This window comes from Enterobacter cloacae complex sp. IR5459 (assembly GCF_049238005.1).
In the GTDB taxonomy this organism is placed as follows: domain Bacteria; phylum Pseudomonadota; class Gammaproteobacteria; order Enterobacterales; family Enterobacteriaceae; genus Enterobacter; species Enterobacter hormaechei_C.
Genome location: NZ_JBMKIG010000004.1, coordinates 221,041 through 237,923, shown reverse-complemented (window position 1 = coordinate 237,923; position 16,883 = coordinate 221,041). Strand labels below are relative to the sequence as shown.

Below are 16,883 nucleotides of genomic sequence, written 5' to 3'. Positions count from 1 at the left end.
AACGTGATGCATTAAAACGGGGCGCTAGCGCCCCGTTTGTTTTTTTATGATGCCTGAACAATATTAGCGCTTCACAATCTTGATCGTCTGGCCTAAGCGGGACGGTTTTTCTTCGCTGGTTTTCTGCGGCGCGGTCACGCACGCGGTTTCCACGCACACGAAGGTCTTGTAACCGTCATCCGGGATATCCGCCATGCTGATGGAAAGGGCAGGGCCCGGGTTCCAGCCCACCACGTTGCTGTGGTGGTGATGAACCACATCAATACCGCGGTTCAGCGCGCTGTCGTGGATGACGCTACAGGCTTCCGGGTGCAGATACACGCGGTCGGTACGATCCGGGAAAGTCTGCACGCCGTCGTCCAGCTTGCCTTCTTTCGCGTTATCCACTTTGTCGATAAAGGTATCGCCAAGTCCGCTCACCTTAACGGCCTGAATGTCGCCTACGTTGAAATAGGTGTGCAGGGCGGACGTTGTTTCGAATTCGCCGTGCGCTTCCAGTTCAATCTCGCAGGTTTTACCCAGCTTGAAGCGGGCATACAGGGTGAATTCATGTGGCCACAGGGGGCGCGTTTCATCATTCGCCTGGAGCTCAAAGGTCAACACCGCGCCGTTTTCATCTTCGTTGTGGGCTTTCAGCGTCCACTGCTGGTTACGGGCGAAACCGTGAGACGGTAATCCCTGCTGCGCTGACGGGCCAAACCATGGCCAGCAAATCGGTACGCCGCCGCGGATCGCCGCCCCTCTTTTGAACGAGGTGGCCTCGCTCAGCCACAGGCCTTCTTCTTCACCTTCTGGTTTCCAGGAGAGCAGGTGGGCGCCATTGAGCGCGACGGAGGCTTTAACGCGCGGATGATCAACGACGATGATATCGGCACCGTCAATCTGACGGCGGGAGAGCACAGGGGTAAGTTGTTCGACTACCGGAAGTGCAAAAATTTTATTAATCATTAAGCAATCCTCTGTCTAAAAACAATAAAAAAGGCGACCGAAGTCGCCTTTTAGGATCAAGCACTCATCTCAACTTATTTGGAGATGTGAGCGATCAGGTCCAGTACTTTGTTAGAGTAGCCAGTTTCGTTGTCGTACCAGGAAACCAGTTTCACGAAGTTGTCGTTCAGTGCGATACCTGCTTTAGCATCGAACACGGAAGTGCACACTTCGCCGTTGAAATCGGTAGATACAACGTCGTCTTCGGTGTAACCCAGAACACCTTTCATTGGGCCTTCGGAAGCAGCTTTGATTGCTTTCTTAATTTCTTCATAAGAAGCAGCTTTTTCCAGACGAACGGTCAGGTCAACAACGGATACGTTAGGAGTTGGAACGCGGAACGCCATACCAGTCAGTTTGCCATTCAGTTCTGGCAGTACTTTACCTACTGCTTTAGCAGCACCGGTAGAAGATGGGATGATGTTCTGAGCCGCGCCACGGCCGCCGCGCCAGTCTTTGTGAGACGGGCCATCAACGGTTTTCTGAGTAGCGGTGGTAGCGTGAACGGTAGTCATCAGACCTTCGATGATGCCGAAGTTGTCGTTGATAACTTTAGCCAGCGGTGCCAGGCAGTTGGTGGTGCAGGATGCGTTGGAAACGATGTCCTGGCCAGCGTAAGTTTCGAAGTTTGCACCGCGAACGAACATTGGGGTGTTGTCTTTGGAAGGACCAGTCAGAACAACTTTCTTCGCACCCGCAGTGATGTGTTTACGTGCAGTTTCGTCGGTCAGGAAGATACCGGTAGCTTCAGCTACAACGTCAACACCGATTTCGTTCCATTTCAGGTTAGCTGGGTCTTTCTCAGCAGTAACGCGGATGGTTTTGCCGTTAACAACCAGGTGGCCGTCTTTCACTTCAACGGTGCCGTCGAAACGACCGTGAGTTGAGTCGTACTTCAGCATGTACGCCATGTATTCAGCGTCCAGGAGATCGTTGATACCAACGATTTCGATGTCAGAACGTTTCTGAGCAGCACGGAAAACAATACGGCCGATACGGCCAAAACCGTTGATACCTACTTTGATAGTCATATATTCCACCAGCTATTTGTTAGTGAATAAAAGGTTGCCTGTAAAATTACAAAAACCTTACGCAGCGTCAAGCGGAATCGTGTCAATCATTGCGACAAATCAATCCTGTGTCTAACGTTTGTGCGACTGACTCGCCTCACTTTCCCTTTGAGCTAGCAACCACATGGGGGCTGCGCCCGGAATTTTAAAGACCTCGCAGGATTAAAATGTGAAATTGATCACAATTGCCTGACCGCCTTTTCGCGACACATAAGTTTAGAACAAAAGTGCACGCGCGGGTGTTAATGTTTTGTTAGAATCTGGGTTAAAAGATGTCTGTTTCAACAGCGAGATGTAAGCATATGTCGAACCAACGTAACCCCGACGATTTGAAAAAAAACCTTACAGAGATGCAGTTTTACGTGACGCAAAATCACGGCACAGAACCGCCGTTTTCCGGGCGTTTGCTGCACAATAAACGGGAAGGCGTCTACCACTGCCTGGTGTGTGATGCACCGCTGTTTAACTCCCAGACGAAGTACGATTCTGGCTGCGGCTGGCCGAGTTTTTACGAGCCTGTCAGCGATGATGCGATCCGCTACCTGACGGACACCTCGCACGGCATGGTGCGCACCGAAATTCGTTGCGGGAACTGCGACGCCCATCTCGGGCATGTCTTCCCGGATGGCCCGCAGCCGACGGGGGAGCGTTTCTGCGTAAATTCGGCTTCCATGAGCTTTACCGATGATGAAAACGGCGACCAGACCAAGGGTTGAAAAAACGATTCAGCAAATTATTCCTTTGAAAGGGAGAGATCATGAATATTGATGACATGATTGCAGGTATGACCCCGGAGGTTTATCAGCGTCTGGTGACGGCCGTTGAGCTGGGAAAATGGCCGGACGGTGTGGCGCTCACACCTGAGCAAAAAGAGAACAGCTTGCAGCTGGTGATGCTGTGGCAGGCGCGTCACAATACCGACGCCCAGCACATGACCATCGACACTAACGGTCAGATGGTGATGAAAAGCAAGCGCGAGTTAAAAGAAGACTTCGGCATCACGCCGAAGCCGATTGCGACGATGAAAATGCAATAACGGTGCGGGTTTATGCCCTCACCCAACCCTCTCCCAAAGGGAGAGGGCTTGATTGTCTTACTACTGATGCGGGATCCCAAGCGACTCCGCCAGCTGTTTCGCGAGCTGGTTTTCGTCGTCAGCCCCATACTCCCAGAACATGGCGCCGGCCAGACCTTTCTCCTTGATGTAATCCGCTTTGATCGCCACGGAGCGCGGGTTCTCATAGGAAATCGCAAACAGCGCCTTCCCGTCGGCGGATTTCACCGACAGCCACGGCACCTTCGCCTGTTCGTCCCAGTGCTCGGTAAAGCGTTTCTGCGGATCGTTCAGCAGCTTGCGGACGATATCGTTGTATTTCACATAGGTATCTTTGGTCAGATCATAGCCAAGCGATTTGAACAGGCCCAGTTCCTGCGGCCCGAAGTAGGGCTGCGTCACCGGATTGTTTTGTGCGTCTGGTTTGCTCCAGTCGATCCCTGGCTCTACGGCACGTTTCGGCACGCGCCCATAGAAACCAATTCCGAGGTTCATCTGCTGCGGCTTCAGCCCGGCGGCCAGATAGTTATTCACCACAAAATCGACGCTGTATTTGTCTGCGGCAGTTACCGTTGGCCAGTCGCTGGAGTCATACAGATTCGCGTTAAAATACTGAGTACCGTACGCCATGTCGTAGGTCATCAGGTTGATGTAATCAAGCAGGGGGGCAATGGCTTTCACATCCACCCAGCTTTTCGGACTTTCCGCATTCGCGCCCACCGCAATCGTGACCAGCTTTTTCTTACCAAACGCGTCACGCATCTCTTTTAACAGCGCGGTGAAATTATCCCGGTCGGCAGGGGTGCTTTCGACAAGTCCCCACGCGCCGTTGACCGGATATTCCCAGTCCAGGTCGATCCCGTCCAGGCCGTATTGACTGACGATCTCCTGCGCGGAGCGAATAAACACCGCGCGACTCTCTTTGGTTGCCGCTGCGCCAGAAAATCCTCGCGCGCCCCAGCCGCCAACGGAAAGCAGGACTTTCAGGTTCGGGTTTTGTTTACGAAGCTGAGGAAGTAACGCCAGATCGGATGCCACCTTGGGTGATAACCAGATTTGATGCAGTTTTGCCGGATCTTTCAGCGCGGCGTTGGTTTCGTCTTTCTCGTTGTTATAGACCAGACCAAACGAGTAGTTGAGGTGGGTGATCTGGCGGACGTCGAGTTTATTAATATCGCCACCCGGTCCGGCGGTAACATCGCCACCGCCATTGAAGTAACCCACGGACATCAGGGGCGCAGCGGAAGCCAGTGACGCGCAAAGCAAGGGTAATGCTGCCAGCAAGGGCAAACGTTTCATATAATTTCCTCTTTGACTGAATAAAAATAACCACGCCACAGAAAAGGCGTGGCGAAAAAACAGCCTGAAGAGAATAGCATCGCCGTTTCGCTTGTGATGCGAGGGAGTTCACTTTATGGGGATTGGGGAAGAAATGCCGGGTGGCGCTGACGCTTATCCGGTCTACAAAACCAGAGAAAGTAGGCCGGGTAAGGCTAAGCCGTCACCCGGCTAAAAAGCTTACGCCTGCGTCTCCATCCAGTCAGCCAGCGTATACAGCGTTGCGCCTTCTGCGGCCATATCCATAAACGCCTGAGCGCTGTCATGCGGCTGAATATTCACTCCGCGACAGCCGTCGGTGATGACATTCACGGTATAGCCCAACTGGAGCGCATCCAGCACGGTGAACTTCACGCAGTAATCCGTCGCCAGGCCCAGCACAATCAGCTCGGTGATCTCATGGTGGCGCAACCACGCGTCCAGCGCCGTCTTCTGACGATGACCGTTATCAAAGAACGCGCTGTAGCTGTCGATGGTTGGGTTTTCACCTTTGTGGAACACCGCGTCGATGGCCTTCTGGTTCAGCAGCGGATGCAGCTCAGCGCCCTCCGTCTGCTGCACGCAGTGATCGGGCCAGAAGTTTTGCGCCAGCCCGTCCAGATCGCCCTGGCTGTAAGGCTCAACGTTGTGCTGGCGGGCAAAGCTGCCGTGGTTTGCCGGATGCCAGTCCTGACTCGCCACCACCGCTTCACCACGAGCTTTACACCACGCAATCAGCGAATTCGCGACGTCTACGGTGCTGTCGCCTTCCGCGACGGCCAGCGCACCACCCGCACAGAAATCATTTTGCAAATCGACCAGTAACAGGGCGCGTTGCTTCATGGGATCTCCTTATTCGTCCGGCGTCAGTTCACCGCGCAGGTTTTGCATCATGGCGCGGCGAATGGAATCAATATCCAGATCCTGACTCAGTAAATAGTGAAGTTTAGTCAGCGTTGCCTCAACGGTCATATCGAAACCACTTATCACGCCTGCGTGAGCCAGAGCATTACCGGTGGCGTAGCCGCCCATATTGACCTTGCCGGACATACACTGGGTGAGGTTGACCACCACAATCCCGCGATCGCTCGCCTCCTGAAGCTCTTTCAGGAACTCACCGTTCTGCGGGGCGTTACCCACACCATAGGAGCGCAGGATCAGCGCCTTCACCGGCTGGCGCAGGAAGTTGCGCACCACGTCGGCGGAAATACCCGGGTAAATCGTCACCACGCCAATCGGCTGCGGGGTAATGGGGTGAACGATCAGCTCGCCTGCGGTATTTGGCGCGGGCGGCGTGCCCAGACGACGGATATGGATCCCCGCTTCCAGCAGCGGTTGCAGGTTAGGTGAGGCAAAAGCGTCAAAGCCATCGGCGTGCGCTTTAGTGGTACGGTTCCCGCGGTACAGTCGGTTGTTGAAGAACAGCGTTACCTCGTTGATCGGGTAATTAGCGGCCACGTACAGGGAGTTAAGCAGGTTGATCTGCCCGTCTGAACGCAGTTCCGCCAGCGGGATCTGCGAGCCGGTCACGATGACGGGCTTGCTCAGGTTCTCCAGCATGAAGGAGAGCGCCGAGGCGGTGAACGCCATGGTGTCGGTGCCGTGAAGGATCACGAAGCCGTCGTACTGGTCGTAATGGGCTTTAATATCGTCCGCAATATGCTGCCAGTCTTCCGGCGTCATGTCGGAGGAGTCCATCAGCGGCTCATATTCGTGGATGGTAAAGTCCGGCATTTCCGGACGGTGAAATTCAGGCATCAGCGCCAGCTGGCGCTGCAAGTGGCCGGAAACCGGGATATAGCCATTTTCTGAGCGCTGCATACCGATGGTACCGCCAGTATAGGCGACATATATTGATTTCTTCTGCATGGTAATGAGTTCTTGTTCTTCAAAAGAAAAAATCCCCTCTTCACGGGAAGAGGGGACGGTTTTTAACGCACGTTCGCGCAGGTCAGGCAAAACGCGTAACGGCTCTGCGGATCATTAAAGGCTGCGAGCTTGTCGCTCTCCGCTTTCATGGCTTTCGCCGCGGTCGCCACCGGCGCCGGCAGATAAGCCTGAAGCGCGTCCGGCAGCATGGCACGGACGGAGCCGGACATGCTGTCCATGACCATATCGAAGAACGTCGGTTCGTCCTGATAATAGTCCACGTGCCACTGCTTGAGCTTCGCCAGCTCTGCCGCTTTCTTCACGGCGTCGTCGAAGTCACCCAGGCTGTCTACCAGGCCGTTGCTCTTCGCGTCCTGGCCGGTCCAGACGTGGCCCTGAGCGATCTGGTCAATCTGATCGGGCGTCTTTTTACGGGAGTCCGCAACCAGCGTGATGAAACGTTTATAGCCACTCTCAATGCTGAGCTGCATCATCTCAGACACCTCAGGCGGCAGGGATTTGGTAACGGACACGTCTGCCAGCGGCGAGGTGGAAACGCCGTCGGTGTGGACGCCGAGATAATCCAGGCTGTTCTCAACGGTGTTGATCACACCGAAGATGCCAATCGAGCCGGTCAGCGTGCTTGGGTTAGCCACAATGTAGTTGGCTGGCGTCGAGATCCAGTACCCCCCGGAAGCCGCCATGCCGCCCATCGAGACCACTACCGGCTTGCCTGCGGCGCGCGCGGCGGCCAGTTCAGCACGGATCACTTCAGAGGCGCTGACGCTGCCGCCAGGGCTGTTCACCCTCAGGACAATTGCCTTCACTTTCGGATCCAGGCGCGCATCGCGGATCTGCGACGCGGTGGTGTCTCCGCCGACGTTCCCCGGCGTTTCTTCCCCGTCCATAATGGCCCCGTTAGCAAACACCACGGCGATGCTGTCACCGCTGTCGTCCGGTTTTTTCGCAGCGTAGTCATACATGCTGATGGCGCTGTAGTTTTTGTCCTCTTTACTCCAGCCGAACTGTTTGGTCAGCGCTTTTTCAATTTCAGCGCTGGAACCCAGCTGATCGACCAGTTTGTTATCAAGCGCGTATTTCGCTGTATCGCCGTCTACCTTGCGCAGGCCGTCCAGCACGCCGCGCGCGCCCGGAAAGACCTGCTCAGCGGTAATCTGACGGTTAGCGGCAATGGTGCCGAGGTAGTTCTGCCACAGCTCGCCAATCCAGCGGCTGTCCGCTTCACGAGCGGCAGGGGACATATCATCGCGGATAAACGGCTCCACGGCGGATTTATAGGTCCCGACGCGGAAGACGTGGGTAGTGACCTTCAGCTTGTCGAGTAGCGATTTGTAGTACAGACCGTTAGTGGCGAAGCCATGCAGATCGACCGTGCCCTGTGGCGAAAGCCAGATCTTATTGGCAAAGCTCGCCAGATAATATTGCCCCTGGGTGTAGCTGTCGCCAATGGCAATAACCGGTTTACCGCTGTCGCGAAATTCGCGCAGCGCTTTACCGATGTAGTGCATTGACGGCTGATCGGCGCCGGCAAAATCTTTCAGGTCCAACACGATACCGGTAATGTTACGATCGTCTTTGGCCTGACGGATGGTGTCGACAATATCAAACAAGGAGTTTTCCTGGAGACGGTCTGACGTTGCGCCGAACAGCTGGCGGCCAATCACGCCCAGACGGTTGCTGGTCGATGGCTTATCAACAATCACCCCGGTGATATCGAGTAACAGTGCGCCGCGCGTCGAATGCTGCGACTGGTTTGCGTTGCTGATATGCATCCAGATACCAGCGCATACCAGGACCAGAAAGATGAAAAAGATGTTCATCACCAGGTTGCGGACGAAGTTGAGCAGTCGCCACGTCCATTTAAAGAAACCGGCAAAGATTCGCCAAAGGGTTCGCATGTATTCTCCCTAACCAGAAAAGGACTGTTTCCGTCGCCACGGGACGGTAATGTGCGGTTATCGTAATGACCCAACCGCCACTTGTCAGCAGGAATCGCCTGCCACGCTGTAACAAATTCTGCTGTCGTGTTAATTTTGTGAGTAAATTTCATGAAAGGAGTTAACCAATGGACGCACTTGAACTGCTTGTTAACCGTCGTAGCGCTTCCCGCCTGGCCGAACCGGCACCCGTCGGCGAGCAGCTGGAAAACATTCTGCGTGCCGGAATGCGTGCGCCGGACCATGGCACATTGCAGCCGTGGCACTTCTTTATTATTGAAGGCGAAGGGCGCGGCCGCTTCAGCCAGCTGCTGGAGCAGGGGGCTGTTGCCGCAGGCCAGGATGAGAAGGGGATTGATAAAGCCCGCAACGCGCCATTCCGTGCGCCGATGATCATCGCGGTAGTCGCAAAATGCCAGGCCGATCATAAAGTGCCGGTCTGGGAGCAGGAGATGTCTGCCGGTTGCGCGGTAATGGCAATGCAAATGGCCGCCGTCGCGCAGGGCTTCAATGGCATCTGGCGCACCGGACCGCTGACCGAAAGTTCGGTCGTGCGTGATGGCTTTGCCTGTGGCGAGCACGATAAAATTGTCGGCTTCCTCTATCTCGGCACCCCGCAGCTTAAAGCCTCCAGCACCATCAGCGTGCCGGACACCACGCCTTTCGTCAGCCGTTTTTAATTACCCGCGCTAAACTGTCTGGATTCTGAGCATCCGCCGCAGAATTCAGACAGTCATACTTACCTCTTTATGGAATGAGCGCTACCATAGCGCGATTGAGATGACAGGAGACGTCCATGAGCGAGCAAACCATTCGTTTAACGCAATACAGCCACGGAGCCGGTTGCGGTTGTAAAATTTCCCCGAAAGTGCTGGAGACCATCCTGCACAGTGAGCAGGCGAAGTTTGTCGACCCGAACCTGCTTGTCGGTAACGAAACGCGTGACGATGCAGCGGTTTATGACTTAGGTAACGGCACCAGCATTATCAGCACTACTGACTTCTTTATGCCGATTGTCGACAACCCATTCGACTTCGGACGCATTGCGGCCACCAACGCCATCAGCGATATCTTTGCGATGGGCGGTAAACCGATCATGGCGATCGCCATTCTGGGCTGGCCGATTAACACCCTCCCGCCGGAGATTGCCCGCGACGTGATTGAAGGCGGACGCTTTGCCTGCCAGCAGGCGGGTATTGCCCTGGCCGGTGGTCACTCTATCGATGCGCCGGAGCCGATCTTCGGCCTGGCCGTCACCGGCGTGGTGCCCACCGAACGCGTGAAGCGCAACAGCACGGCGCAACCGGGCTGCAAACTGTTCCTCACCAAGCCGCTGGGCGTTGGCGTACTGACGACCGCAGAGAAAAAGTCCCTGCTGAAGCCCGAGCATATTGGTCTGGCAACGGAAGTGATGTGCCAGATGAACCTCGCCGGTGCGGCATTCGCCAATATCGACGGCGTGAAGGCCATGACCGACGTGACCGGATTTGGTCTGCTGGGGCACCTCTCTGAAGTGTGTCAGGGCGCGGGCGTGCAGGCGCAGATCTGGTATCAGGATGTGCCGAAACTGCCGGGCGTGGAAGAGTACATTGCTCAGGGCGCGGTGCCGGGCGGGACGCAGCGCAACTTCGCCAGCTACGGCCATTTAATGGGCGAAATGCCGGAAGCATGGCGTAACCTGCTGTGCGATCCGCAAACCTCCGGCGGTCTGCTGCTGGCGGTGACGCCGGAAGCTGAAGCTGACGTTCAGGCGACGGCTGCCGAGTTTGGCATCACCCTGACGGCCATTGGCGAGCTGGTGACCGCCCGCGGTGGCCGCCCGATGATTGAGATCCGTTAATTCGATGCGGTTGTTTATTGCCGAAAAGCCGAGTCTGGCGCGAGCCATCGCCGACGTGCTGCCCAAGCCGCATCGCAAAGGTGATGGCTTTATCGAATGCGGTAACGGACAGGTGGTCACCTGGTGTATCGGGCACCTGCTTGAACAGGCGCAGCCGGATGTCTACGACAGCCGCTACGCCCGCTGGAATCTCAACGATCTGCCAATTGTGCCGGAAAAGTGGCGTCTGCAACCGCGTCCTTCCGTCACCAAACAGCTCAACGTCATTAAGCGCTTCCTGCATGAGGCGACGGAAGTGGTCCACGCGGGTGACCCGGACAGGGAAGGGCAACTGCTGGTCGATGAAGTGCTGGACTACCTGGAGCTGGCGCCGGAAAAGCGTCAGCAGGTGCAGCGCTGCCTTATCAACGACCTCAACCCGCAGGCGGTGGAGCGCGCGATTTCGCGCCTGCGCGCCAACAGCGAATTTATTCCCCTGTGTGTCTCCGCGCTGGCACGTGCCCGCGCGGACTGGCTGTACGGGATCAACATGACCCGCGCCTACACCATCCTGGGACGCAATGCGGGCTATCAGGGCGTACTCTCTGTTGGGCGTGTTCAAACCCCGGTGCTGGGGCTGGTGGTGCGTCGCGACGAAGAGATCGAAAATTTCGTCGCCAAAGACTTCTTCGAAGTCAAAGCGCATATCGTCACGCCGAAAGACGAACGCTTTACCGCCGTCTGGCAGCCGAGCGATGCCTGTGAGTCATATCAGGACGAAGAGGGACGGCTGCTGCATCGTCCGCTGGCGGAGCACGTGGTTAACCGCATTACCGGCCAGCCCGCGATAGTCACCAGCTATAACGACAAACGGGAATCAGAGCCCGCACCACTGCCGTTCTCCCTTTCGGCGTTGCAGATCGAGGCCGCGAAAAAGTTTGGCCTGAGCGCGCAGAACGTGCTCGATATCTGCCAAAAGCTCTATGAAACCCACAAGCTGATCACCTATCCGCGTTCGGACAGCCGCTATCTGCCGGAGGAACACTTCGCCGGACGCCACTCGGTGATGAACGCCATTGGTGTCCATGCGCCGGATCTGTTGCCGCAACCGGCGGTAAACCCGGATACCCATAACCGCTGCTGGGACGATAAAAAAGTCGATGCCCACCACGCGATAATCCCGACGGCGCGCACCAGCAACGTCAACCTGACCGACAACGAAGCAAAAGTCTATAACCTGATCGCACGTCAGTATCTGATGCAGTTCTGCCCGGACGCGGTTTTCCGCAAGTGCGTTATTGAGCTGGAAATTGCCAAAGGCAAATTTATCGCCAAAGCGCGTTTCCTCGCGGAAGCGGGCTGGCGCACGCTGCTCGGCAACAAAGAGCGTGACGAAGAGAACGACGGTACGCCGCTGCCGGTCGTGGCCAAAGGCGACGAACTGCTGTGCGAGAAGGGGGAGGTGGTTGAACGACAGACCCAGCCGCCGCGCCACTTCACCGATGCGACGCTGCTTTCGGCCATGACCGGGATCGCCCGTTTTGTGCAGGATAAAGATCTGAAGAAGATCCTGCGCGCCACCGACGGTCTGGGTACGGAAGCAACCCGCGCGGGGATCATCGAGCTGCTCTTTAAGCGCGGTTTTCTTGAGAAAAAGGGGCGCTATATCCATTCGACCGAGCCGGGGCGCGCGCTGATTCATTCCCTGCCGGAGCTGGCCGCCAGGCCGGACATGACCGCGCACTGGGAATCGGTGCTGACGCAGATCAGCGAGAAGCAGTGCCGCTATCAGGACTTTATGCAGCCGCTGGTGGGGACGCTTTACCAGCTGATCGATCAGGCGCGCAGCACGCCGGTGAAGCGCTTCAGAGGGATGGTTGCACCAGGCGCGGGTGCGAAGAAACCGTTTAAAAAGAAGAAAAGCGCGGCCTGATACGCCCGGTTTTCACCCTCTCCCTATGGGAGAGGGCCGGGGTGAGGGCACCCGGCCGCACGATATAAACCTTAAATCACACCCTGCCCAATCATCGCATCCGCCACCTTCACGAACCCGGCGATATTCGCCCCGCGCACGTAGTTGGTTTGCGATGCCTCCCCGCCGTACTCCACGCAGGCATGGTGAATATCCAGCATGATGTGGTGCAGGCGCGCATCCACTTTCTCCGCCTTCCAGCCGAGACGCGCGGCGTTTTGCGCCATCTCGAGGCCGGAGGTGGCCACGCCGCCCGCGTTAGCGGCCTTGCCCGGCGCAAACAGCACGCCCGCGTCCAGGAACAGATCGGTCGCTTCAATGGTGGTGGGCATATTTGCCCCTTCCGCTATCGCTTTCACGCCATTGCTAATCAGCGTCCGGGCGGCATCCACGTCCAGTTCGTTTTGCGTCGCGCACGGCAGGGCGATATCCACCGGCACGCCCCACGGCTGTTTACCTTCCAGATAGGTCAGGCCAAACTCACGGGCATAATCCGCTACCCGACCGTCACGGCTGGCTTTGATTTCGCACAGACGCGCCAGTTTTTCTGCCGTAAAGCCAGCTTCATCCACTACGGTGCCGCTGGAGTCGGAGGCGGTCACCACGCGCGCGCCAAACGCCATCGCTTTCTCGATAGCGTACTGCGCCACGTTGCCGGAGCCGGAGACCGCCACGCGCATCCCCTCGAAGCTCAGCCCGTGACGCTTAAGCATCGCTTCAGTGAAATAGACCAGACCGTAACCCGTCGCTTCCGGGCGAATCAGGCTGCCGCCAAACGACAGACCTTTGCCGGTAAAGACGCAGGCGCTGTTGTTGGAGAGCTTTTTCATCATCCCGGCCATAAAGCCCACTTCACGACCCCCCACGCCGATATCTCCGGCGGGAACGTCGGTGTCCGGCCCAAGGTGGCGATAGAGTTCAGTGACCAGCGCCTGGCAGAAGCGCATCACTTCGCCTTCGCTCTTGCCTTTCGGATCGAAATCACTCCCGCCTTTACCGCCGCCCATCGGCAGGGTAGTGAGCGCATTTTTAAAGGTCTGCTCGAAGCCGAGGAACTTCAGAATCGACAGGTTCACCGAAGGATGGAAGCGCATCCCGCCCTTAAACGGCCCAATGGCGGAGTTAAACTGCACGCGCCATGCGCGGTTGACCTGCACCTGATTGCGATCGTCCACCCACGCCACGCGGAACTGGATGACGCGCTCTGGCTCTACCAGACGTTCAAGCAGCGCCATCTGGCGGTAGCGCGGATTTTCCTCAAGGAAGGGCCACAGGGTGGTCATGACTTCACGAACGGCCTGGGCAAACTCGCTTTGGTGCGGGTCGCGCTGCTGAACATGGGCAAGAAAGCTTTCCAGAGAGCGTGTCTGATCCATAGATATAAGAACCTCTTATAATAATTTATGCGTGTGGCGGAGATGTTTTGTGTCGTTTTTTTGACTATACCACCCGCACCGCTTTGAGAGGCAAGCAGAAATTTATGCTGCAAGGGAAATTAATGACAGGGCGCGCGTCATAACTAAAAGCGATGACGAGATACATTAAAGATCCCGTCCGGATCGACCGTTATAGATATAAACGATGCAAAGGAAACAAAGTCTATGAACCGTTACGCAATGGCCGCGTTATGTTTGATGGTGTCCGCCGGGGCACAGGCTGATCGCATTCGCCCGGATGTCGAGGTTAACGTGCCGCCAGAGGTCTTTAGCGCTGGCGGCCAGCGTGCGCAGCCGTGTAATCAGTGCTGTATCTATCAGGATCAAAACTATTCCGAAGGCGCAGTGGTCAGGGCGGATGGCGTGCTGTTGCAGTGCCAGCGTGATGAACGCACCCTCAGTACAAACCCGCTGGTCTGGCGTCGCGTAAAAGAATAAACGCTTCCAGCAGCGGTATATCCGCCGGGGCTAAATCATACGTGAACGCGTCTTCTGGCGTACACCATACCAGCGCCGAGTGATAATGCGCCTTCAGCTCACCGCTAAATTCAGGCACATGCCAGGCGTGGAGGTGAATCAGCCGCTGCGACACCTCCCGCTGGTGGCTTGCCACATACCGCGCGGGCACAGCTTCAATGCCGAGCTCTTCGCGCAGTTCGCGGATCAGCGCTTCCGGCTGGGTCTCACCGGCTTCAACCTTCCCGCCCGCAAATTCCCACATTCCTGGCTGATCGGCATGTTCGGGACGCTGCGCCAGCAAAATCTTGCCCTCATTTTCGAGGATGGCCGCAACCACATCGAGTGTTTTCAGCATGTTCGTCAATAATTAATAGCGAAAAACGACATATTATCGTGCCCTTCCAAAGAGTCCAGTCATCAGGAGAATCAGGTGAAAGAGATATCCGCCTGGGTTGCGCCCATGGAAACCCTTCCCGTCAGCCTTAGCCCCATCGCCGCCATGCAGAAAAAACACTTCGGCGCGGTGCTGAACCCCACTCGCTGGTGGGGGCGTATGCCGCGTCTTTTCTGGCTGGTGGCGCTGTTTGTCGGCTATCTGGAGCGGCGCAAGGCGCGTTTGACCCCGGTTCTGCGATCGCTACTAATGACGCGGGTCTCGCAGATCTGCCACTGCGCATTGTGTATTGATGCCAACAGCCTGCGTCTGGCCGAGCGGAGCGGGGCGCTGGATAAAGTGCAGGCCGTCAGCGACTGGCAAAATTCCACCCTGTTCAGCGAAGAGGAGCGCGCGGCGCTGGCCTATGCGGAAGCGGTCACCGCCACGCCGCCTGAGGTGGATGAAAATATCAAAAGCCTGCTGAAGCGCCACTTTACGGAAGAGACCATCACCGAAATGACGGCTCTGATTGCCTTTCAGAATCTTTCCGCCCGCTTTAACGCCGCGCTGGATATCCCGACTCAGGGGCTGTGCGCCACGTTTAAAGGTAAACCACATGCTGGATAAACATCTGCACCCCCGGCTGAAACCCGGGTTAAATCAGCTGGCCGCCGCGCTGGATAAACCGTTTATCACGCCTGATGGCTTAACGCTCGCCGGGTTTGCGATTGGCGTGCTGGCGTTACCTTTTCTGGCGCTGGGCTGGTATCCGGCGGCGCTGATCGCCATTGTGCTGAACCGGCTGCTGGATGGTCTGGACGGCGCGCTGGCGCGTCGCCGGGGCCTGACGGACGCGGGAGGATTTCTTGATATCGCCCTCGACTTCCTGTTTTACGCCCTGGTGCCGTTTGGCTTTGCGCTGGCCGCTCCGGCTGACAATGCGATTGCCGCCGCCTGGCTGCTGTTCGCGTTTATGGGGACGGGCAGCAGCTTCCTGGCCTTTGCCGCGCTGGCGGGGAAGCATGATATCGACAACCCCGGCTACGCGCACAAGTCGCTTTTTTACATTGGAGGATTAACGGAAGGAACGGAGACCATCGCGCTGTTTGCGCTGTGCTGCCTGTTTCCGGCGCATTTCGCGCTCTTTGCCTGGGCGTTTGGCGCGTTGTGCTGGCTGACCACCACAACGCGCATCTGGAGCGGTTATATCACGCTGAAGTCACTTACCCGCTAGCGAGCGCTCTCCGGTCCGCGCTCGCCGGTGGAGACCGGGTTCTGCGGATGGCTGCTCCATTCGTACCAGCCGCCGTCGTAGACGGCAACGTTCTGCCAGCCCATGGCGCGGGCGTACATAAAGGCTTCAGACGCGCGCCAGCCGGTACCACAGTAAAACGCAACGTGCTGCTCCGGCAGGATATTCCACGTTTTCCACATGGTGGCAATATCATCGGCGCTGCGCATGGTGCCATCCGGATTGTGGAAATCTTCCATGTGGGTCGCGTCGCTGCCCGCATGGCCCCAACGCGCACCGGCAATTTCACCTTTTGGCTTGATATAGCTGTAGCCGCTGGTTTCACCGATAAACTCTGGCCAGGAACGAATGCTCACCAGCGACGCGTCCTGACGGTGCAGCATTCCCCGGGCCTGCTCCATATCCACCATCAGCTGCGGCTGGCCCGGGATCGGCGCGCCAAAATCAGGGGCTGGCTTCACGTTTGCAGGCGTTCCGCGCTCAACGGGCAGGCTGGCGTCGGACCACGCCTTCCAGCCGCCATCCAGAATCCGTACATCCTTCACGCCCGCGTAGAGCATGATCTGCGCCACGCGCGCGGCGGCATACACGTCGCGACCGTACAGAATGACGGTGGTATCGTGACGGATCCCGTGCTTCGCCAGCATCGCTTTCAGCTTTTCGTCAGAGACCTTATTCCACAGCGGTTCGCTTTCCACTTCATTGGTGTCGATATAGCCCGCGTCGGGAATGTGGCTCAGGAGATAAAGCTTCGGCGCACCCCAGCCAGCCTCGATCACCTTCCACTCTCCGGCTGGTGCGGCGATAACGGGTTTGCCCTGCTGCAACTGGTGGATCCACTGCGGATAAACCAGCTGTTCGAAATGCGCCAGACGTTGCAGACGGTCGGATTGTTGCAGGGCATCGCTCAGGGTGGAGACGTGGGTAAAGCCCGCTTTCTCCAGCCGTGTTTTGACGGTCTGGTTGTCATTATCGTTGCCATAGAGCGCAACCGGCATGTCTGGCGTAAGCCGATGCTGTTTTGCCCAGCCGCTGAGCTGTTCATCGCTCATTGCCCCAAGCCAGCTGGCAGAGAGATTAAGTGCGGCGGGCTCGTGCCCGGACGTTCCGCTCAGGGTCTGCGGCCAGCCGTTATAGAACGCACTGATGCGCGTATCAATTACCGCGCCGTTTTGCGTCTGAAGCTGAGCCAGCGTGAGGGAGTGGGGCATATCAGCCGCCGTGGAGGAGAGTGAGGCGAGGCCGCAGATCAGGGCCAGCGCGGTCAGTTGAGAAACACGTTTCATCGAAAAACCTGACGTCATTAAAAGAGGG

The 16,883-nt window shown here is 57.0% G+C and carries 17 protein-coding genes; 8 read left to right on the top strand and 9 right to left on the bottom strand.

Going from position 1 to position 16,883, the window contains the following annotated elements; translation table 11 throughout:
• Window positions 1–63: 63 nt before the first annotated feature.
• Together ACOTX4_RS10585 and gapA are read right to left on the bottom strand one after the other, a co-directional pair.
• Window positions 64–948 carry a D-hexose-6-phosphate mutarotase gene (locus ACOTX4_RS10585; RefSeq protein WP_045330565.1) on the bottom strand — a complete coding sequence of 295 codons (885 nt, stop codon included), beginning with the start codon at window positions 946–948 and terminating at the stop codon, window positions 64–66.
• A 74-nt stretch (window positions 949–1,022) separates the two neighbouring features.
• The gene (gene gapA / locus ACOTX4_RS10580; protein WP_006809136.1) at window positions 1,023–2,018 is read right to left on the bottom strand and encodes a glyceraldehyde-3-phosphate dehydrogenase; all 996 of its coding nucleotides are present in this window, start codon (window positions 2,016–2,018) and stop codon (window positions 1,023–1,025) included.
• 341 nt (window positions 2,019–2,359) lie between these two features.
• Between gapA and msrB the strand changes: the two genes are divergently transcribed.
• Window positions 2,360–2,773: a peptide-methionine (R)-S-oxide reductase MsrB gene (gene msrB, locus ACOTX4_RS10575; protein WP_003857865.1), complete on the top strand. Its 414-nt coding sequence runs from the start codon at window positions 2,360–2,362 to the stop codon at window positions 2,771–2,773.
• A 41-nt stretch (window positions 2,774–2,814) separates the two neighbouring features.
• Window positions 2,815–3,093, top strand: coding sequence for a YeaC family protein (locus ACOTX4_RS10570; protein ID WP_003857863.1), 279 nt, complete (start codon window positions 2,815–2,817; stop codon window positions 3,091–3,093).
• A 60-nt stretch (window positions 3,094–3,153) separates the two neighbouring features.
• Here the strand turns inward: ACOTX4_RS10570 and ACOTX4_RS10565 are convergent, their stop codons facing one another.
• From ACOTX4_RS10565 to sppA, 4 genes are all read right to left on the bottom strand, one after another.
• Window positions 3,154–4,410, bottom strand: coding sequence for a glycoside hydrolase family 18 protein (locus ACOTX4_RS10565; protein WP_045330566.1), 1,257 nt, complete (start codon window positions 4,408–4,410; stop codon window positions 3,154–3,156).
• Window positions 4,411–4,629: 219 nt separating this feature from the next.
• A complete protein-coding gene (gene pncA / locus ACOTX4_RS10560) occupies window positions 4,630–5,271 on the bottom strand; it encodes a bifunctional nicotinamidase/pyrazinamidase (protein WP_045330567.1) in 642 nt (213 codons plus the stop codon).
• Between the two features lie 9 nt (window positions 5,272–5,280).
• Window positions 5,281–6,297 (bottom strand): asparaginase, encoded by a 1,017-nt coding sequence (gene ansA, locus ACOTX4_RS10555; protein ID WP_023303507.1) that lies wholly within the window; start codon window positions 6,295–6,297, stop codon window positions 5,281–5,283.
• A gap of 62 nt (window positions 6,298–6,359) precedes the next feature.
• Window positions 6,360–8,216, bottom strand: a complete 1,857-nt coding sequence (gene sppA, locus ACOTX4_RS10550) for a signal peptide peptidase SppA (RefSeq protein WP_045330568.1) — start codon at window positions 8,214–8,216, stop codon at window positions 6,360–6,362.
• 167 nt (window positions 8,217–8,383) lie between these two features.
• Between sppA and ACOTX4_RS10545 the strand changes: the two genes are divergently transcribed.
• The 3 genes from ACOTX4_RS10545 (at window position 8,384) to ACOTX4_RS10535 (ending at window position 12,007) form a co-directional block, all read left to right on the top strand.
• Window positions 8,384–8,935, top strand: a complete 552-nt coding sequence (locus tag ACOTX4_RS10545) for an NAD(P)H nitroreductase (protein ID WP_023324479.1) — start codon at window positions 8,384–8,386, stop codon at window positions 8,933–8,935.
• Between the two features lie 116 nt (window positions 8,936–9,051).
• Window positions 9,052–10,095 (top strand): selenide, water dikinase SelD, encoded by a 1,044-nt coding sequence (selD, locus tag ACOTX4_RS10540; protein ID WP_045330569.1) that lies wholly within the window; start codon window positions 9,052–9,054, stop codon window positions 10,093–10,095.
• 4 nt (window positions 10,096–10,099) lie between these two features.
• Window positions 10,100–12,007 (top strand): DNA topoisomerase III, encoded by a 1,908-nt coding sequence (locus ACOTX4_RS10535; protein WP_023324481.1) that lies wholly within the window; start codon window positions 10,100–10,102, stop codon window positions 12,005–12,007.
• Window positions 12,008–12,078: 71 nt separating this feature from the next.
• Here the strand turns inward: ACOTX4_RS10535 and gdhA are convergent, their stop codons facing one another.
• Window positions 12,079–13,422: an NADP-specific glutamate dehydrogenase gene (gene gdhA, locus ACOTX4_RS10530; RefSeq protein WP_032609021.1), complete on the bottom strand. Its 1,344-nt coding sequence runs from the start codon at window positions 13,420–13,422 to the stop codon at window positions 12,079–12,081.
• A gap of 225 nt (window positions 13,423–13,647) precedes the next feature.
• Between gdhA and ACOTX4_RS10525 the strand changes: the two genes are divergently transcribed.
• Complete coding sequence (locus tag ACOTX4_RS10525; protein ID WP_003857857.1) at window positions 13,648–13,920, top strand: YnjH family protein; 273 nt, start codon at window positions 13,648–13,650, stop codon at window positions 13,918–13,920.
• Here the strand turns inward: ACOTX4_RS10525 and ACOTX4_RS10520 are convergent.
• Entirely contained in the window at window positions 13,880–14,296 is a 417-nt protein-coding gene (locus tag ACOTX4_RS10520) for a pyrimidine (deoxy)nucleoside triphosphate diphosphatase (RefSeq protein WP_023315911.1), read from the bottom strand. The two genes, ACOTX4_RS10525 and ACOTX4_RS10520, sit on opposite strands and share 41 nt — an antisense overlap.
• Window positions 14,297–14,371: 75 nt before the next feature.
• On the opposite strand from ACOTX4_RS10520, the gene ACOTX4_RS10515 reads away from it, so the two are divergent.
• Complete coding sequence (locus ACOTX4_RS10515; RefSeq protein ID WP_421635373.1) at window positions 14,372–14,944, top strand: carboxymuconolactone decarboxylase family protein; 573 nt, start codon at window positions 14,372–14,374, stop codon at window positions 14,942–14,944.
• Window positions 14,934–15,551 carry a CDP-alcohol phosphatidyltransferase family protein gene (locus tag ACOTX4_RS10510; protein WP_045330570.1) on the top strand — a complete coding sequence of 206 codons (618 nt, stop codon included), beginning with the start codon at window positions 14,934–14,936 and terminating at the stop codon, window positions 15,549–15,551. The genes ACOTX4_RS10515 and ACOTX4_RS10510 overlap by 11 nt, the downstream gene beginning before the upstream one ends.
• Here ACOTX4_RS10510 and ACOTX4_RS10505 read toward each other — a convergent pair.
• Complete coding sequence (locus ACOTX4_RS10505) at window positions 15,548–16,855, bottom strand: sulfurtransferase (RefSeq protein WP_045330593.1); 1,308 nt, start codon at window positions 16,853–16,855, stop codon at window positions 15,548–15,550. The genes ACOTX4_RS10510 and ACOTX4_RS10505 overlap by 4 nt on opposite strands.
• Window positions 16,856–16,883: the final 28 nt, after the last annotated feature.